The 17215-nt window shown below is 44.2% G+C and carries 17 protein-coding genes and 1 pseudogene; 8 read left to right on the forward strand and 10 right to left on the reverse strand.

What is annotated here, in order from left to right:
* Positions 1-207 precede the first annotated feature (207 nt).
* The 3 genes and pseudogenes from proX to proV all read right to left on the reverse strand — a co-directional run bounded on the left by proX (position 208) and on the right by proV (position 3501).
* Positions 208-1214, reverse strand: a pseudogene (gene proX, locus AB6D58_RS17690) (glycine betaine/L-proline ABC transporter substrate-binding protein ProX).
* The gene (proW, locus tag AB6D58_RS17695) at positions 1207-2301 is read right to left on the reverse strand and encodes a glycine betaine/L-proline ABC transporter permease ProW (RefSeq protein ID WP_372157918.1); all 1095 of its coding nucleotides are present in this window, start codon (positions 2299-2301) and stop codon (positions 1207-1209) included. Before proW ends, proX begins: the two are co-directional and overlap by 8 nt.
* A 3-nt stretch (positions 2302-2304) precedes the next feature.
* The gene (gene proV / locus AB6D58_RS17700; protein ID WP_372157920.1) at positions 2305-3501 is read right to left on the reverse strand and encodes a glycine betaine/L-proline ABC transporter ATP-binding protein ProV; all 1197 of its coding nucleotides are present in this window, start codon (positions 3499-3501) and stop codon (positions 2305-2307) included.
* A gap of 640 nt (positions 3502-4141) precedes the next feature.
* Here proV and AB6D58_RS17705 point away from each other — a divergent pair.
* Positions 4142-4879 carry an HAD-IIB family hydrolase gene (locus AB6D58_RS17705; RefSeq protein WP_017068049.1) on the forward strand — a complete coding sequence of 246 codons (738 nt, stop codon included), beginning with the start codon at positions 4142-4144 and terminating at the stop codon, positions 4877-4879.
* Positions 4880-4919: 40 nt separating this feature from the next.
* On the opposite strand, the gene AB6D58_RS17710 is transcribed toward AB6D58_RS17705, so the two are convergent.
* The 3 genes from AB6D58_RS17710 to AB6D58_RS17720 all read right to left on the reverse strand — a co-directional run bounded on the left by AB6D58_RS17710 (position 4920) and on the right by AB6D58_RS17720 (position 8838).
* On the reverse strand, positions 4920-5132 hold the full coding sequence (locus AB6D58_RS17710) for a TIGR02450 family Trp-rich protein (protein WP_017068050.1): 213 nt from the start codon (positions 5130-5132) through the stop codon (positions 4920-4922).
* 141 nt (positions 5133-5273) lie between these two features.
* Positions 5274-7727, reverse strand: a complete 2454-nt coding sequence (locus AB6D58_RS17715; RefSeq protein ID WP_372157923.1) for a molybdopterin guanine dinucleotide-containing S/N-oxide reductase — start codon at positions 7725-7727, stop codon at positions 5274-5276.
* A 16-nt stretch (positions 7728-7743) separates the two neighbouring features.
* Positions 7744-8838 (reverse strand): NapC/NirT family cytochrome c, encoded by a 1095-nt coding sequence (locus AB6D58_RS17720; RefSeq protein ID WP_372157925.1) that lies wholly within the window; start codon positions 8836-8838, stop codon positions 7744-7746.
* Positions 8839-9145: 307 nt separating this feature from the next.
* Here AB6D58_RS17720 and AB6D58_RS17725 point away from each other — a divergent pair, with 307 nt between their 5' ends.
* The gene (locus tag AB6D58_RS17725) at positions 9146-9421 is read left to right on the forward strand and encodes a nitrogenase-stabilizing/protective protein NifW (RefSeq protein ID WP_017060331.1); all 276 of its coding nucleotides are present in this window, start codon (positions 9146-9148) and stop codon (positions 9419-9421) included.
* A gap of 135 nt (positions 9422-9556) precedes the next feature.
* Positions 9557-10681: a M14-type cytosolic carboxypeptidase gene (locus tag AB6D58_RS17730; RefSeq protein ID WP_372157927.1), complete on the forward strand. Its 1125-nt coding sequence runs from the start codon at positions 9557-9559 to the stop codon at positions 10679-10681.
* A gap of 143 nt (positions 10682-10824) precedes the next feature.
* On the opposite strand, the gene AB6D58_RS17735 is transcribed toward AB6D58_RS17730, so the two are convergent.
* The gene (locus tag AB6D58_RS17735) at positions 10825-11181 is read right to left on the reverse strand and encodes a hypothetical protein (RefSeq protein ID WP_017060329.1); all 357 of its coding nucleotides are present in this window, start codon (positions 11179-11181) and stop codon (positions 10825-10827) included.
* A 249-nt stretch (positions 11182-11430) separates the two neighbouring features.
* A complete protein-coding gene (locus tag AB6D58_RS17740) occupies positions 11431-12057 on the reverse strand; it encodes a LysE family translocator (protein WP_017068053.1) in 627 nt (208 codons plus the stop codon).
* 253 nt (positions 12058-12310) lie between these two features.
* Between AB6D58_RS17740 and AB6D58_RS17745 the strand changes: the two genes are divergently transcribed.
* The 3 genes from AB6D58_RS17745 (at position 12311) to AB6D58_RS17755 (ending at position 14454) form a co-directional block, all read left to right on the forward strand.
* Entirely contained in the window at positions 12311-13549 is a 1239-nt protein-coding gene (locus AB6D58_RS17745) for a DEAD/DEAH box helicase (RefSeq protein WP_017071932.1), read from the forward strand.
* Positions 13550-13802: 253 nt separating this feature from the next.
* Positions 13803-14024, forward strand: a complete 222-nt coding sequence (locus AB6D58_RS17750) for a hypothetical protein (protein ID WP_017057116.1) — start codon at positions 13803-13805, stop codon at positions 14022-14024.
* 127 nt (positions 14025-14151) lie between these two features.
* Positions 14152-14454 (forward strand): thiamine-binding protein, encoded by a 303-nt coding sequence (locus tag AB6D58_RS17755; protein ID WP_017065764.1) that lies wholly within the window; start codon positions 14152-14154, stop codon positions 14452-14454.
* Positions 14455-14511: 57 nt separating this feature from the next.
* On the opposite strand, the gene AB6D58_RS17760 is transcribed toward AB6D58_RS17755, so the two are convergent.
* Both AB6D58_RS17760 and AB6D58_RS17765 read right to left on the reverse strand, forming a co-directional pair.
* Positions 14512-14679, reverse strand: a complete 168-nt coding sequence (locus AB6D58_RS17760; protein WP_017060325.1) for a hypothetical protein — start codon at positions 14677-14679, stop codon at positions 14512-14514.
* A gap of 110 nt (positions 14680-14789) precedes the next feature.
* The gene (locus tag AB6D58_RS17765; protein ID WP_032545716.1) at positions 14790-15050 is read right to left on the reverse strand and encodes a DUF1289 domain-containing protein; all 261 of its coding nucleotides are present in this window, start codon (positions 15048-15050) and stop codon (positions 14790-14792) included.
* Between the two features lie 191 nt (positions 15051-15241).
* Between AB6D58_RS17765 and AB6D58_RS17770 the strand changes: the two genes are divergently transcribed.
* Together AB6D58_RS17770 and AB6D58_RS17775 are read left to right on the forward strand one after the other, a co-directional pair.
* Positions 15242-15688 carry an META domain-containing protein gene (locus AB6D58_RS17770; protein ID WP_102431610.1) on the forward strand — a complete coding sequence of 149 codons (447 nt, stop codon included), beginning with the start codon at positions 15242-15244 and terminating at the stop codon, positions 15686-15688.
* A gap of 357 nt (positions 15689-16045) precedes the next feature.
* Positions 16046-17212, forward strand: coding sequence for an ABC transporter substrate-binding protein (locus AB6D58_RS17775; protein ID WP_102431609.1), 1167 nt, complete (start codon positions 16046-16048; stop codon positions 17210-17212).
* Positions 17213-17215 lie beyond the last annotated feature (3 nt).

Here is a 17215-nt window from a genome sequence, read left to right on the forward strand (position 1 = left end):
GTAGAGGACTTTCACCTCCTAGATCAACGCCATGCTCGGCGCACAACAAAAAGCCAGCAATCCAAATGGACTGCTGGCTTTATAATGTTCACTCTTGTCGCCCTTTCACTTGGTTTGAAGGTGATTGAGTGACTCTACACAATCACTCAACACGCTCATCATTTCAAATCAAAATGTCTGGTAAGACAGAGCAAATACAAGTCAAAGTTACAGTGCTGCTTTCTTCGCTTCTGTAATCCAACCATCGAACGTGCTTTGGTTCGCTTTGATCCAACCGTTTACGTGCGCTTCGATATCAGCAGAGCTGTTCTTACCTTTACTCATCATCATGTTCTGAGCGCTTACATCATTGATGTTAAGTTTGATGATTTCAAAAAGCTTCGCTGCTGATGGGTTGTTCTTAGCAAACTCTTTATTCGCAATAATGCGCATTGAGTTCATTTCGAAGCCGTAGTTTTTGCCGTTAGATAGCGTCGTATCCACGTTCGAACGCTCGCCAGGAAGTGCTGAGAAAGGAACTTCTAACCAAACTACATCTTCATTAGGCACCAATACGCCACTTACCCAGTAAGGTGTCCACGTGTAGTAAAGGATTGATTCACCCTTTTGGTAACGAGAAATTGTATCTGCAATGATTGCAGCGTAGTTACCTTGGTTGTGAGTTACCGTATCGTCCAGTTTGAACGCTGAAAGTTGGTGTTCAATCACCATCTCACAACCCCAACCTGGGTTACAGCCTGTTAGGTCTGCTTTGCCATCACCGTCCGCATCAAACAGCTTCGCGATTTTTGGATCAGTTAATTGACCAATGTTGGTGATGTTGTACTTTTCAGCCGTTTTCTTATCAATTAGGTAACCTTGAGCAGCGCCGCTTACATATTGGCCTCACGGTAGAATTTCTCATCACCACCTGCCATTGTGTATTTATCAGCATGAAGCGGGAACCAACCTACCGTTAGGAACGTTGCGTCACCCTTTGCAATCGAGGTGTAGCCTACGTTGTAGTCCACTTCTTGAGTTGATTTCACGTCATAACCCAGTTCTTCTAGAGCACGGTTAACGATCAATGTTTGGAATGTCTCTTCCGCTACAGACGATTGAACAGGCTGAACTGATACGCCATCACCCGGTAGGCTTGCTGCCCACACGTTAGTCGATACCGCTAATGTAGAAACGATGCTTACTGCGAGTTTACTCTTCCATGAATTATTCATTGGTGTTTTTCCTTAATTGAAGTTCTGATTTGTTACCGCGATTAAGTACATTCAGTACAAGGGAAACAGGTCCCATGCGATACCAGCGTAATTTTGTATTACCAGCATTGACACCCAGTACTTGGGTGATTCTGTCTAATAAGATGGCTAAGATAACGATGCCTAAACCACCAACAGCGGCCAGTCCCATATCCAAACGGCCAATACCTCTCAGTACCATTTGACCTAAACCACCTACCGCAATCATTGATGCGATAACCACCATCGATAACGACAACATCAGTGTTTGGTTCACGCCCGCCATGATAGTTGGTAATGCAAGTGGCAGTTGAATTCGGTAAAGCATCTGCTTTTTGCTTGCACCGAATGAGTGACCCGCTTCGATCAATTCTTCCGGAACTTGCTGAATACCCAAAATGGTCAAACGAACAACAGGAGGAAGTGCGAATATGATGGTCACCACGACACCCGGAACGTTACCGATACCAAACAACATGACGATCGGTACTAAATAAACGAAGGCTGGTGTGGTTTGCATAGCATCCAAAATTGGGCGCACGAATTTAGCAGCCGTGTTACTTCGAGCGAGCCATATCCCCATGGGTAAGCCAATCAATAGGCAGAAGAATACGGATGTCATGACCAGTGACAATGTGGTCATTGCTTCAGACCAAGCGCCAATCAAGCCAATGAAAGTCAAAGATACGGCCGTTGCAACGCCAAGCTTCAAGTTTGAAAACTGCCATGCCACTAGAAACAAGATGATCAACATGAATGGTGCTGGCGTAGACACCAACGCCGTTTCAAATGAACTTAGGATAAAATCGATAGGCACACGGATTGCCTGGAATAATGGGCGTCCGTGCTCAACTAACCAATTCAGTCCAGACTCAACCCAAGTGTCAACAGGCAGCACAGCCTCTGCAAAAGGGTTAAGTGGATCAAAAGGTGTCGTTTCAACGGTTTCGCTGCTTAACCAATCCGCTGACGGTGAGGTATCAGCGGATTGACCCCAAGGATCACTTGCAGGTTGAGCTGCAGGGGCCGATTGAGACCATGGGTCATTATTTGTTTGTTCAGACGACATGATCTACCCCTTATCCAATGTTTGTAACAGTCGTGACTTAGTCACCACGCCAAAGTAATTACCTTGCTCATCCACAACAGGCACTGAGTAAGGCACACCACCAACTAGGCCAAGCACATCATTGATTGGTAAATCAGGGTTCAGCGTTAATCTATCATCGAGCTGCGCGCTGACGAGTGATTTGTTCTCTTTGTGAGCTTTACGAAGCGAGTCGATAGAGACAATACCGGAGTAACGGCTGCTCTTCTCAACTACGATGCCGTATTCGCGGTCGTTATCCATCAAAATTTGTAGAGCGGACGCCGGGCCATCGTGTTCTGATTTTTTAAATACCGCAGCTGGCTTCTTACGCGCAATGTCTTTCACAGTAAGCACGCTTGCTACGTTCACACCGCGGAAGAAGGCTTCGACATAATCGTTGGCTGGGTTATTAAGAATATCGTCTGGAGTACCTACTTGAACCACTTCGCCATTTTGCATAATCGCAATTCGGTCACCGATACGCATCGCTTCATCCAAATCATGCGAGATAAAAACAATGGTTCGTTTATCGTCATTTTGAAGGCGAATAAGCTCATCTTGCATTTCAGTACGAATCAAAGGATCGAGCGCCGAGAACGCTTCGTCCATCAACAAGATATCTGGGTCACATGCTAGTGCACGAGCCAAACCAACACACTGCTTCATACCACCAGACAACTCATCTGGGTAAGATTCTGAATATGCGCTAAGGCCAACACGCTCAAGTGCTTCAAGTGCTTCAAGTGCTGATTGCTTTCGTTGCTCAACTTCAACACCCGCAAGCTCTAGACCAAATGCGGCATTCTCGATGACCGTCATATGCGGCATCAAAGCGAAATTTTGGAAAACCATGGAGATGTTGTTGCGGCGAACTTCGCGGAGTTCATCTTCTGAGATGTGGGCAATGTCTTTGCCTCGAAGAAGCACATTGCCTTTGGTTGGTTCGATCAAGCGGTTGAGAAGGCGTACTAGGGTTGATTTGCCAGATCCTGACAGTCCCATTATGACGAAAATCTCGCCTTCTTGAATACTAAGAGAAACATCGTTAACGCCGATCGTTAGCCCTGTTTCTTCGAAAACTTTATCTTTATTTGCGCCTTCATTAATCATTGTAAAAGCACGGTCGGTGTCTTCACCAAACACCTTGTACAGTCCCTTAACTTCCAGTATGGGATCCATGTAATCTAATCCCTTCTCAGTTATTTAAACTTAAATTGGTTATTTAAACCCAAAAAACAATTAGCACTCTAAGTAATTGGCACGTGTAAATCAAGGTTCTTCGTTCGGTGAAACAAGGCAACAGACTGAAACCAGACCAGCAACAACAAGACCAAAAAATAAGCAAAAACAAAGCAAGCTACTGATAATAAAAGGTATAAATTAGATAAGCGTACGGCCAATATTATGTATTACGTAGTCGTAGATTATTGAATATTAATTTTACATTAGAGTGATTAATAGGCTGAATGAACCAACAAAAGCCATAATTAGTTCGTGCACAAATAATTCGAGTACGAACTATTCATTAAGCTTTCATGATGTTTCCGAGGCGAAAGTTCGCTCGGTAGAAAAGATAAGATCAACTCTCAATCTCTACCTAAAAACCAAAGGTCAACCGGCTAAAGTCAGCGAGTTGAAATCAACCTTTTCAACCAAGAATTTTAATACGTCACACCAACTGTGATACTTGCTGCAAACTGTCAATTGGTGATTATCTAAGCTGAACTTCAACTTGTAGAGTGCTCATTGCTGAGCCATTCTTTATAAAAGAAATAAGCATTTTCCCGTGACGAAATAGAGAAAAAGACAAGGAATTCGAATGATAAAAATGTTGGTGTGTGACTTTGACGGTACGCTTGATGGAGGCTCATCTCACGGTGTTAACCAGCTATTTGATTACCTCACAGAACAACCTGATATTCGCTTTATCATCGCGACAGGAAGAACATTACCTTCGATTCGAATGGGTTTAGAATCGGATAACTACCCGAAGCCACACAGTATTATTAGCGATGTGGGCACCAAAATTCATCATGTTCATTCCCAAAAACCAGACCATGTTTGGCATAACCAACTGGAAGCTTCTTGGAACAAATCAAGGGTAGAGACGGCTCTCGCCCCCCTTGATTTTATGGGTGAGCGCATAGAAAACCATCAAGGCGATTACAAGATCACCTTTGAAGGAAAGCTTTCAGAGCCTCAACACGAACTGATTGAATCTAGCTTGGAGATGCACGGATTAGATGTTCACCTGACTTACTCTCATGATTGGTACTTAGATATCACACCAAAAGGCGTTAACAAGGCGACTGCGATTCACCACCTACTCGAACAACACGATTTGAGCGTTGCAGAAGTGTGCGTCGCAGGTGACTCAGCTAACGACACCTCAATGCTCACCATTGAAGGCGTAAACTCGATACTGGTTGCTAACCATTACCCAGAGGTTGCTCACCTATCGGATAGAGACAACGTATACACGAGTAGAGCAACACATGCTGAGGGTGTCTTAGAAGGCCTTAAATACTGGCAAGGGCGTGCAGCAGCGGGTAATTAGAAATAAGTAGAGGTGACCGACTGCTCCCTACTTGCTATCCTTATTTCCAACCGGGAAGCCAATGATCCTTGTCGGTGAGATCCCGCCAGTTGATGTCTTCCTCTCGTTTGGTCATCACCGCTTCTATCAAACAACGAATAACCTCCCCTTCTTCAAACTCTACCTCTGTGACCATAAAGTGTTTTTCTTTCTTTACAGGGCTAACGGCCGTCCATTTACTGCGAAGTAGTTTCTTTGGATTGATTCGATTCATGAGTTTATTTCTCGCTTAGATGTCATTGATTATTATGGATTGTCTAGCCGACACTGAGTAATAGTCTTCGTCGCAAGAAAAGGATCAAAAAAAGCCAGCGATTAGGCTGGCTTCATTCAGTTAGCTATTACTTGTTAAAGATTAGCCGTTTTTAGGTGGATCAAATGCCGTGAGTTCTAATACTGGACCTGTGTATTTTTCAATCTTCACAAGCGCAGAGTTCGCTGCACAACCATTTGCCAAACGAGAGGTCGGAATATCCAACGTAAGTACGTTACAGCCGCCGTTTTTACATAGGCCTGTATCTTTATCTAAATCTGGCCAACCGCCTTCATGGATACATACTGAGCCTTGTTTGATGCCATCCGTCACTAATGCACCAACCAATACTTGGCCACGACCATTGTGTGCACGAACCAAATCACCTGTTTTAATGCCACGCGCTTTTGCGTCTTCAGGGTGGATTGAAATCGGCTCGCGGTCTGCGATAGCGTACTCTTCACGAATCTTCGCGTAGTTGAACTGACTATGTAGACGGTGCGCCGCGTGCGCTGTCATCAATTGCAGTTCGCCATCTTTAGCATTGCCGGTGTACTCTGTTGGCTCCATCCAAGTTGGATGTGGAGGACAATCATCAAGCTTGTAACCTTCAATCGTTTTCGAGAATATTTCAATCTTACCACTTGGTGTACCTAGTGGATTCATGATTGGATTCTCTCGGAAGTCAGCGTAACGAACGAACTGTGCGTTCTTCTCGTTCCACTTCATTTCGATCAGTTGATTGTCTTCCCAAAACTTGCTGAAGTTCGGCATAGCCACGCGTGCAGCGCGACCACCTTGTTGAGCAGCCTTGTAGAATTGGTACAACCATTCCATTTCTGTTTTGCCTTCGGTGTATACTTCATGACCACCTGGAGCTAACAGCTCTGCCATGTCTGCAAATACATCAAAGTCATTACGCGCTTCACCTTGTGGCTCAACCGCTTTCTTCATTGGTACTAGGTGCTGGTTACTGTAGTCACCAGTCATCGTCAGGTCATTACGTTCAAACGATGTTGTAATAGGCAAAACAATATCTGCATGCTTCGCAGCTGCGGTCCAGTAGATTTCAGAAATAACAACCAATTCCGGTTTCTGCCACGCTTTGATCAAACGGTTGGTGTCTTGGTGATGAGTGAAGTTACCACCGCCCGCCCACCAGATCATTTTGATATCTGGGAATACACGATCATGACCATTATGCTTGTACGCTTTGCCCGGATTTTCTAGGGCTTCTACAATACGAGCAACAGGGAACGAGTTGATCACCTTGCCTGTCGCAGACCAACCTCGCTCATCACTACCCGCTACAGCACCTAAAGATGCAGACATTGCAGGCAATACGCCAGCATCGCGAGATGGGTTACCGCCATTAGAGTAATGGTAAGAGAAGCCGAAACCACCACCTGGCAAACCAATCTGACCAAGCATTGCAGCAAGAGTTACTAACATCCAGTGGCGTTGCTCACCAAACTGTTGACGTTGAATACCCCAACCTGCCATCAACATTGTGCGGTTGCTGCTAAAAATATCAGCCAGCAATTCAATCTGTTTAGCTGACACACCACACACGCTCGACGCCCACTGTGCGTCTTTCACTACGCCGTCTTCTTTACCCATTAGGTAATCTTCGAAAACATCATAGCCAGTCGTGTATTTTTCGATGAACGTTCGGTCGTGTTTACCTTTGATAACTAACGCATGAGCAATACCCATCAACATCGCGACATCAGTCATTGGGTGTGGAGCAATCCACTCAGCGTTGTCGCCAAAGAACTCGATAGTTTCAGAACGCATTGGGTCGATAGCAATAACCGTTTTGCCCGACGTCTTCAACTGATGGAAGAACTCTAAGCCTGAGCAGTCTGTAGAACTCCAAGCGATCTTCAAAGTGTTCATTGGGTTTAGGCCCCAAAGTACAACTACATCACTGTGTTCTAGCACCATTGGGTGCGTTGTTTGTTGCTCATATACTTCAATCGAGCCCACAACGTGCGGCATGATAACTTGCGCAGCACCTGTTGAGTAATCTCCCATGTGACCAGAGTAACCACCAGCCATGCCCATGTAACGCTGAAGTAAAGTCTGTGCCTTATGAAGCACACCACTTGAACGCCAGCCGTATGAACCTGCGAAAATTGCATCTGGGGTGTTATTTGCACGAATACGCATATGTTGTTCGTGTATGAGTTTGTAAGCTTCGTCCCAAGATACGCGAACAAACTCATCGCTACCGCGCTCTGCTTTAGGCGCTAACGGGTTATCTAAGTAGCTCTTACGCACCATAGGGTATTTAATACGTGCTTTGGTGTGTACTTGATCTGGGCCTGTGGTTTGAAGGCTGTTAAAAACGGTTTGAGGTACCGCATTCGTGGTCGACACTAACTTGCCATCTTTCACTTCACACAGCATTGGTCCCATACGACCTGCCGTTAGAACACCTTTACCACGCGTGTTTGACGAAGCGACCGACATTGGAGAGAACGATGTAAACGCCATCGCACCAGCAGTGATACCTGTGCCTTTTAAAAATCCGCGACGTGTAATATCTGTCATTTTTTATTCCTTACTATTAGTGGCCAACAACGTCTTTCGCGTGGTTTTGGAAGTACTTAGTCAGAAGTTCAAGGTTTTGTTCTGAGATATCTGTACGAGCTCCCATACCTTTAGCTACTGGTCCCCAAGCGTTAACAGTGAAGTGCTCACCAGGAATTTTTGCGTGACAAGTCGAACAGTAGACGTTGTCTAACTCTTCTGCGTAAGACCAGATTGGGTCTAGGCTATCAACAACTGGCGAAGTAATGTCACCCGTTAACGCAACAGAACGCCACTCGTTACCATAAGCATCGGCTTCGTATTCACCAGTAGTCAGTGCTTCTTGACCTTTATCAGTTAGTGTCGCAACGATTGCACGTTGACCTTCACCGAAGTAAAGCACTTGCTCTGCGCCTTTCATTTGGAAAGCATTCAGAGTCACAGTACGGTTGTCGCCTTCAGCTTTAACCACTTCTAGTTTTGCTGTTGGATTTAGGTTACCAAATTCGCCCATTGCGATGTCGGTTACTGGGTAAACCACTTTCGCATCAACTGGCGTATTTTGAGTAAAGGCAATCAAGGTCTCGAAGGCTTTGCTGTCTAGTTGAGCTTCTGGGGCAAAGTGCGCGACGCCTTTATGACAGTCGATACACGTTTGGTTATTTTCACGACCATAAGCATGCATTTTTGCTGCATCACGAGATTGCTCGAACTCTTCCATTGCATCGAATTCGTGACAAGAGCGACAAGTCGCTGAGTCATTCTCGCGGAATTGAGCCCAAACTGTCTCAGCCATCTCTTCACGGTGTGCTTCATATTTCTCAGGCGTGTCTATCTTACCTGAAATAAATTCGTGGTAGATGTCTTTGGACGCTCTTACTTTGGTGATCACGTAGTCAATCGGATCAGTTGGAATGTGGCAATCGGCACATTCAGCTCGAATGCCTTTTGCGTTACTGAAGTGTACAGAACCTTGGTATTCTTTGTGGGGTGCTTCCATTGTGTGGCAAGAAACACAAAACTCAGTGCTCGATGTATAGTGCATAACGGCTGCAGTTCCCCCTAAGGTTAACCAGCCAATACCTATACCAACCGCCGCTATTAGTGCGATATAACGTTTTTTTATTGTCATAATTCTTAATCATCTTCAACAATTGGTTACAATTAAGATCAGAATAGTACTTTAGGGGTAGATCAGTTTGATTTGGATCACAAATCGCATTCTGAGGAACAAAAATTGAACCTTTATGAGAACCCAAGGTCACTTCACGAAATTATTCCCCACCAGATACAATCACCCACCAAATAAGAAGCAGCGGTTAAATATTCATTATTGATCAATCCAACATCAACGAGACAAAACGGCTTTCTAAGTCAAAGAAGTAAATTGTAAATCTATTACAATATTGGCTATCTATTTTTCATAAACTCCTCACTCAATGAACCAAACAGAATTCCAACAAAAAATGGCGAGTTTCACCTCGATTGAACAAGCGCTTGATTACTTCGAAATTGGGTTTGATAGCAAGTTCATCAACCAAAATAGAGTCGAGCTTATGAAACGCTTTAATGGTTATCTGATCCTGTCAAAACCCGATGATTGGTTCTCAGGAAGAAGAGCGCTGAAAAACGCTTATTGTAAGGTTCAACGCAGCAAGTTAGATCGCCACACACGTTCAGCCTGTCGTGGGTGTACAACTTGTCAGCGTCGATAGATAGGAAGTACTGCTCAAAGTAGAGAACTAAAAAGTAGATAGTTGAAATAACATCTCATTACGATTTAGTTAGTGGTTTGCTCGAAAAAAAGTGTGCTAGTCTTACGGCAACTCAACTACGAGATAAAAACTACAATGAAAATTTTCAGCAATTTCGAAAGCGGCAACATTCACGTCGTTTCTGCAGATTCACCACAAAACATTCAACTGACGATCCCAGCAGACTACCAAACTGAAATCTCTCAGTGGTTCCACTTCCGCTTAGAAAGCGATGCTCAACAAGCACACCACTTTGAAATCGGTCAATTGGCAACATCTGCCTACCCTGAAGGCTGGAAAGATTACGATGTAGTTGCATCGTATGACCGTGAAGAGTGGTTCCGTATCCCATCTCAGTTCGATGGCGATACATTAAGCTTCGATATCATCCCTGAACACGATTCAATGTACTTCGCGTACTTCGCGCCGTACTCATACGATCGTCACCAAGATCTTCTGCACAATGCTCAAACGCACCCGGCTTGTAAGCTTGAAACTCTGGGCCACACGCTAGACAACAACGACATCACTTTGCTAACCATCGGCGAGCCAAGTGAAGAGAAGAAAAACATCTGGGTTATTGGTCGCCAACACCCTGGCGAGACGATGGCTGAATGGCTGATCGAAGGCCTGCTACAACGCCTACTTGATGAAACAGATACGGTTGGTCGCTCTCTTCTAGACAGCGTTGTGTTCAGAGTTGTACCAAACATGAACCCAGATGGCAGCATCCGCGGTCACCTGCGTACTAACGCGATTGGCGTAAACCTGAACCGCGAATGGCAATCACCTTCTATGGAACGCAGCCCAGAGGTATTCCTTGTTCGCGAGCGTATGCTGGAAACGGGCGTTGACCTGTGTCTAGATATTCACGGCGACGAAGCGATTCCATATAACTTTGTAGCAGGTAGCGAAGGCACACCTTCTTACAACGAGCGCATCGCGAAGCTAGAGAGCCACTTCAAGCAAGCACTGCTCACTATCACGCCAGAGTTCCAAGATGAATTTGGTTACGATAAAGACGAACCAGGCAAAGCAAACATGACAGTTGGCACAAACTGGATTGGTGAGCAATTCAAGTGTTTGGCTTACACCGTCGAGATGCCATTTAAAGATCACATCAGTCACGCTGACGAACTTTACGGCTGGTCTCCAGAACGAAGTGTCGCGTTTGGTCACGATATGCTAGCCGCAGTTTGGGCTACAGTAGACGAGCTATAAGGCGAACTAAGCTCATTAGCTTTACCTGTATCGCCTTTGGTTTATAAGAATCTGGGCTATAGATAGAACAAAGCCCAGCACTTGTGAAAGTGCTGGGCTTTTTAATATCGGCTTGGATGAGTGAATCTAACTTTAAAAGCTTTCTATGCCACTCTGAGACTTGCAAAAAATACCGGGTATCTTTGCCTAATATGCCTTTGTTCAGACACCATATCTTTGAAGCTTGGGCCTTGTGATAACTGAACGATCACTTCATCGCCCTCTTGTCTCAACACAGCACCACTAATATCGATACTGTTGTTGTCATGCAACCTCAAGGTGCCGGCCATTGAAAAGCCACGATAAACAGGAATGATGTTACGCATCATCAGGCGTACCCCCTTTTCAGACACTTCACTGACATGAAAAAGCTCATCCTTAATTCGCATCACCGGACGTGCCTTTTGAGGGTACTTTAAGCGGTAATATTTGCGTTTCTGGGTGAATGAATCTTCACGCATTAGTGACTCCCTGTCTCTGTTATTTCGGTCAAGCAATAGACTGTAGCTTCAATTGGTTTTAAATAAACACATTCACCAAATTGATAGCTAATTATTATATCGACTTTCCGAGCTAATGCTTTAGAGATTTATACAGAGAAACAAGGATTGCTTAGCATTCAGTAAAAAATGAGAACTGAATCGGAAATGAAAACTAAGCCGGAAATGAACTGAACCAATAGCTAAAAACCCAATTCTTCGCATCGCACCCTAAAGCTGAAACAATGCCAACTGAATGCTGAAGCCCACGAATAGAATCCCACACACAATGTTCACCATTTGCGAGGTGCGCTTTTGAACTAACAAGCGCTTAAAGGTATCCGCCATTAAGATCACAACTAAGAACCACATCGACACCACTGACGCTTGAATTGCACCAAGTATCAAACTGTCTGTCACAATCGCATCTGTTGAAACAAATTGAGGGAATATAGAAAGATAAAACAGGACAATTTTAGGATTCAGTAGATTAGTGAGAAGCCCTTTGAAAAACTGATGATATAGCTTACTTCCCGATGCGCTCACCACAGCAAGCACGCCCTCTTGAGCTCGCAATGCCGCTCGAAAGTGATTACAACCAAGCCAGATTAAGTACAAGACGCCCAGCCACTTAAGACCTTCAAACGCCATTGGGGTCTGAGATAACAGTAAGCTCATGCCATTCGCAGAAACAAACGCATGAAAAAAGAACCCGCATGACACACCCAACACGTTAATAAACGCAAACAGCTTTCTTTGGGTTAGAGCCGTGCTCAATACCAACAGAGCATTTGGGCCTGGAATAATGGCAATAAAAAACACGATGATAATAAACAGCCAGATACTTTCCCAACTCATTTCGCTCTCATTTCCTTAAAGCTTCCTAATCATACTTGATCGTTTTAGGGCGGGTATTGTACGTCCATTCAATACCATTACAATATGCCCAACGTTTAATTAGCTTAGCTCGCTTGCCTTAGTTCAGTTGTATGGATAACGCTTAAATTTAACGTGTATAATTCACCCGTTTATCCTGTAACGCAGCAAAACTCATTCTCTAACATTTATAGCCCTGTTAGACTCCACCTCCATTTTGATACTTGGTTCATTTATGTCATTTGATAGCCTAACCCTTAACGCAAAAACCGTCTCCGCGCTCTCATCTCAATTCAATAAGCCGACAGAGATACAGCAAGCGGTAATTCCTACCATTATTGCGGGGAAAGACGTACTCGCATTGGCTCAAACGGGCAGCGGTAAAACATTGGCGTTCGGCTTACCTTTACTGAATAACATCAACCAAGATGTGAATGAACTGCAAGCACTGATCATTGTTCCAACCCGTGAACTTGCATCTCAAGTGACCAAATCTTTAGAACCGATCGCGACAACGCTCAATATCAAATTGGTAACGCTAACGGGCGGCGTAAATACTGATGATCAACAGCAACAATTATCGACTAAACCACAATTAGCCATCGCCACACCGGGCCGCCTACTTGCTTTAATCAAAAGTGATGAACTGGATATAGCTCGGTGTTCATCATTGGTTCTTGATGAAGCCGACCGCCTGATCGACATGGGATTTTGGCCAGATATTCAAGCGATTACTTCAGCACTACCGAGCAAACGTCAGTCACTGTTGTTCTCTGCGACACTTCCGCCCGAATTAGTAGGTCAGGCTGAAGAGCTTCTTTCAAATCCAGTTAAGGTCACGACACATCAAGAAAACAGCGTGGTCGCGGCTATTGAAGAAACCCTGTATTTAGTGAACAAAGGCAGTAAAGCTCAAGCGCTCATCGCACTACTCAATCAACACACATGGCCGCAAGTATTGGTATTTATTGGCGCAAAAGACAATGCCGATGCATTAACCAAACGATTGAATAAAGCCAAAATCAGTGTGAGTGCGTTACATGGAAATAAGAGCCAAGAAGAACGAGAGCAAGCATTAGAAAGTTTCAAAAATGGCGAGACTCGTGTGCTTATCGCGACAGACGTGATGGCTAGAGGCATTCATATTGATCAATTACCTGTCGTAATTAACTTCGAATTACCTTCTCACTCAGCAACTTACGTACACCGCGTTGGTCGTACAGCAAGAGCAGGAAGTACTGGCTGCGCGGTCTCTCTGGTTAGCCACAGCGAAACTGACTACCTCAATGCGATTCGCACCTTGACCAATAAGCCGTTAGTGCTGCAACCATTAGAGGGTTTCCCGGTTACCGACAAACCTGCATCTGAAACGACCGCTCGCAAGCGTCCACCTAAAGATAAAATGGCCAATCGAAGAACAGCTAAAAAGAAAAGCATTAAGCAATTTAAAAGCAAACCAAATAGCTCTAAGTAACCAGAAATAACTCTAAGTAACCAGAAATAGAATGGTCAGCTCAGTTTGTACTGGGCTTTTTTATATGCAACAAAATACAAATTCACACCCAAAAACTTCCCTAAAGTTGCCAACTTAAATGACACTTTTGTGAATTATGATGCCAACGTATTGATTCTTGGTTGCTCAAAAAAAATACTCTTAAATCACGTTGACGCCCCTATATCTAGCAACTAGATTTTTCTATTAGTGTCTACAACAGGAGGTCATTGAAATGAAACGTGCTAGCTCTACATATCGATTACAACTGATTAAGGAAGTGGCAACTCGCCGAGATCGTCAACGTTCCAATGACCCGATGGCAAACTACATACAAACCCTAATAGATAATAAAGATGATTGTGATACTTCGGTTGAACGCAACCAGAGGTTCAGTGGCAGTCATTTTGATGAGCACATAGGTGGTTGGGTAAGTGACCACTGGGGTAACAAGTAGGACAAAGAGAGTAATCCAACCAGCATAATCGCTGTAGAATTCGTCTCCGAATTAACCTATCATCTGCAACAATTCCCTATCCTAGAGTAAGCAGAAAGTGTCTGAGTTAAAAAGAGAAAAAGAAGTAATGGTTGCCTTCCAAGTGATACCTCGCGTTAAAGAAGGCAACAACTTCGAAGTGGTTGATAAAGCCATTGAAGTTGTGAAAGCTGCCGATGTGCCTTTCCAAGTCGGTGCGATGGAAACTACGATGAAAGGTGAACTCAACCAATTACTCGATATCGTTAAAAAAGCAGAACAAGCTTGCTACGATGCAGGGGCGGTAGAAGTGATCACAAACATTAAGATTCACAGTAAAACCACCGAGGCCGATGATACATTTTGCACGTACCATCGTGGTGTAACGAAAGCGAATCACATGTTTGTTTAATCACATTTTTGTTTCTGAAAACTGAGCTTTAAGAAAGGCTCTGAAGAACCAGTGGTGTTATTGGAAAGGCATGTCTGAGAGGTGAGAAAGGATTTCCATTCGTTCTTCTTCTGACATCGAATGCCAATCACGCGGAGTCTCTTCAGGGTCATCTTTTGCCCCGATCGGTTTTCGGTCAAGTGCTTTGACTGGCTCTTTTTTGATTTTTACGTTCTTTTTATTCATACCGACACCACTCCTTCAGGTACAAAGGTACCTACCTTTAATATTACACCCCAACCATTATGTAAAGTAATAGTTACTTCGGAGTTAAATAAAATCTAAATGCTTCCTCTTTAGCCAAAAAGATCTCTTTGGGGACTGGTATTTCCCTCTTCATCGACCTGCTTACCAATCAAGTTTTTTTGATTCATTATTTTTCTTCTATAGCGCTGACGACACAGCTTTATGACGTGCAATTGTTCTGACGGTGTCATCGACATCCAATTGAAGCGCTCTTCTCTTTTGCGCATACAACCATTGCAATAGCCTTTGTCATCGCTTGAACAAACCCCAACGCAAGGGCTTGGAACTTGGAAAAACTCTAACTGCTCCACCGTGCCTCCTTACACATTTAAAATTACGCTTACTATCTCAAAAATAAGCGATTAATTTGTCGCCTAGCTCATGAAATCCATACTAAACTATGACCTTATACTGACACATATAGTGTTTTGTAAACTATACTTTGAACCCATCAAGTTACACTTATTCGGTAACTTCGTTCTTTCCTTTGGAGCCTTATAATATGAAGTTTAGTTCAAAAAAATTACTAGCAGTAGCCGCTTTACCTATGATGCTAGCAGCATGCACAACAACAGGTGACAACGCGATGCAAGTAACACCAACCGATCTACAGCACCATAATTGGGAACTTGCGCAAATTGATGGCAAGGACATTGTGAAAAGCGAAGACCAAGCAGCTCCTCGTCTAGAGATCGGCGAAAAGATGACTGCAAACGGCATGGCTGGTTGTAACAACTTCTTCGGTCAAGGTGAGCTGAAAGACGGTCAATTCCGTATCAAACAAATGGGCATGACAATGAAAATGTGTCAGGGCTCAGCGATGGAAATCGAACAATCGGTTTCAGCTACTCTAAGCGAGTGGAGCGACGTAACGCTAACAAACGATACGCTAGTACTGAAAAACGATGTACACACACTAACGTACACAATTCGTGACTGGGTAAACTAACCCATCATCGACACCAGATATTGATTTAAGGAGCCTTCACGGCTCCTTTTTTATTGCTTGCTCAAAACCTAATCATTAAAAACGCTACTTCTCACCTTCTTTTCGTACCAACCTCCAATAAATATCAAAAAAACCTCATTTAGGTGCAATTAATTCACCGCTTTAACGGTCTGTTGCTAGGATGGCAAAGGCCCCTAGTAATTGATTGAATTTACTGTTGAATTAGAATTTATTTGAGAAACAGATAGAATAACTATTATGCCGTGTTGATCTTTCGTTAGCCACGAAAGGTCAACACGCCCAAGGGAGTTCGAAAACACAATGCTCTTGCCCGTTCACTACCAAATGGAAAAGTTTATGAACAAGATAGTAAGTACGTTAGGAATCATGGCAACCGTTGCATACAGCGCAACCATTTATGCTGATGAAGCAACATCCACCGAGAGTTGGAACCAAATAGAACAGCAGGCAGCGGGAGAAACTGTCTACTTTCACGCTTGGGGCGGAAGCCAAGAGATCAACCGTTACCTACAATGGGCAGGCAAGAAGTTACAAAGTAACTACGGTGTCACGTTGAAGCATGTGAAAGTAACCGATATTGCGGAAACCACCACTCGACTGCTTGCTGAAAAAGCGGCAGGCAAGAACAGCGAAGGCAGTGTTGATATCGTTTGGATCAATGGCGAAAACTTCCGTTCGATGAAAGATAACGCTTTGTTGTTTGGCCCGTTCACGGAGTCGCTTCCAAACTGGCAATATGTCGATAAGTCTCTGCCGATTGATGTCGACTTCTCTGAACCAACAGAAGGCCTTGAAGCACCTTGGGGCGTTGGACAATTGGTGTTTATTCATGACCAAGAGACACTACACAACCCGCCACAATCATTCTCAGAGATGTTGAGCTACGCTCAAGCTTTCCCGAACCGATTAAGCTACCCTCGCCCACCAGAATTTCATGGTACGAGCTTCATTAAGTCTCTACTGATTGAACTAACCAACAACAGCCCAGAACTCGCTAAGCCTGTTTCAGAAGACAACTTCCAAGAAGTTACAGCACCACTATGGGCTTACTTAGATAAATTCCATAAAGTAGCGTGGCGCGGTGGCAAACAATTCCCAGCAGGCACATCAGAAAGTATCCAACTTTTGGATGATGGACAGCTCGATCTCGCGATTACGTTCAATCCAAACTCTGTTTATTCAGCACAAGCAAGTGGTCGCCTAGCCGAAACCACTAAGGCCTATGCTCTAGAAAGCGGCGCTTTATCTAACATTCACTTCCTTGCTATTCCTTGGAATGCCAATGCAACCGCAGGAGCTCAAGTGACCATTAACTTCTTGCTGAGCCCAGAAGCGCAATCTCGTAAAGGTGACCTCAATGTTTGGGGCGACCCTTCGGTACTGAGCAGCAAGTACCTGACTGGCAGCGCTAAAAACACCCAACAATTTAAATCGATTGATGAACCACACCCTAGCTGGCAAAACGCGCTCGAGAAAGAGTGGCTGAAGCGATACGGTAACTAATCT

This window comes from Vibrio sp. 10N.239.312.D08 (assembly GCF_041466145.1).
Classification (GTDB): Bacteria; Pseudomonadota; Gammaproteobacteria; order Enterobacterales; family Vibrionaceae; genus Vibrio; species Vibrio crassostreae_C.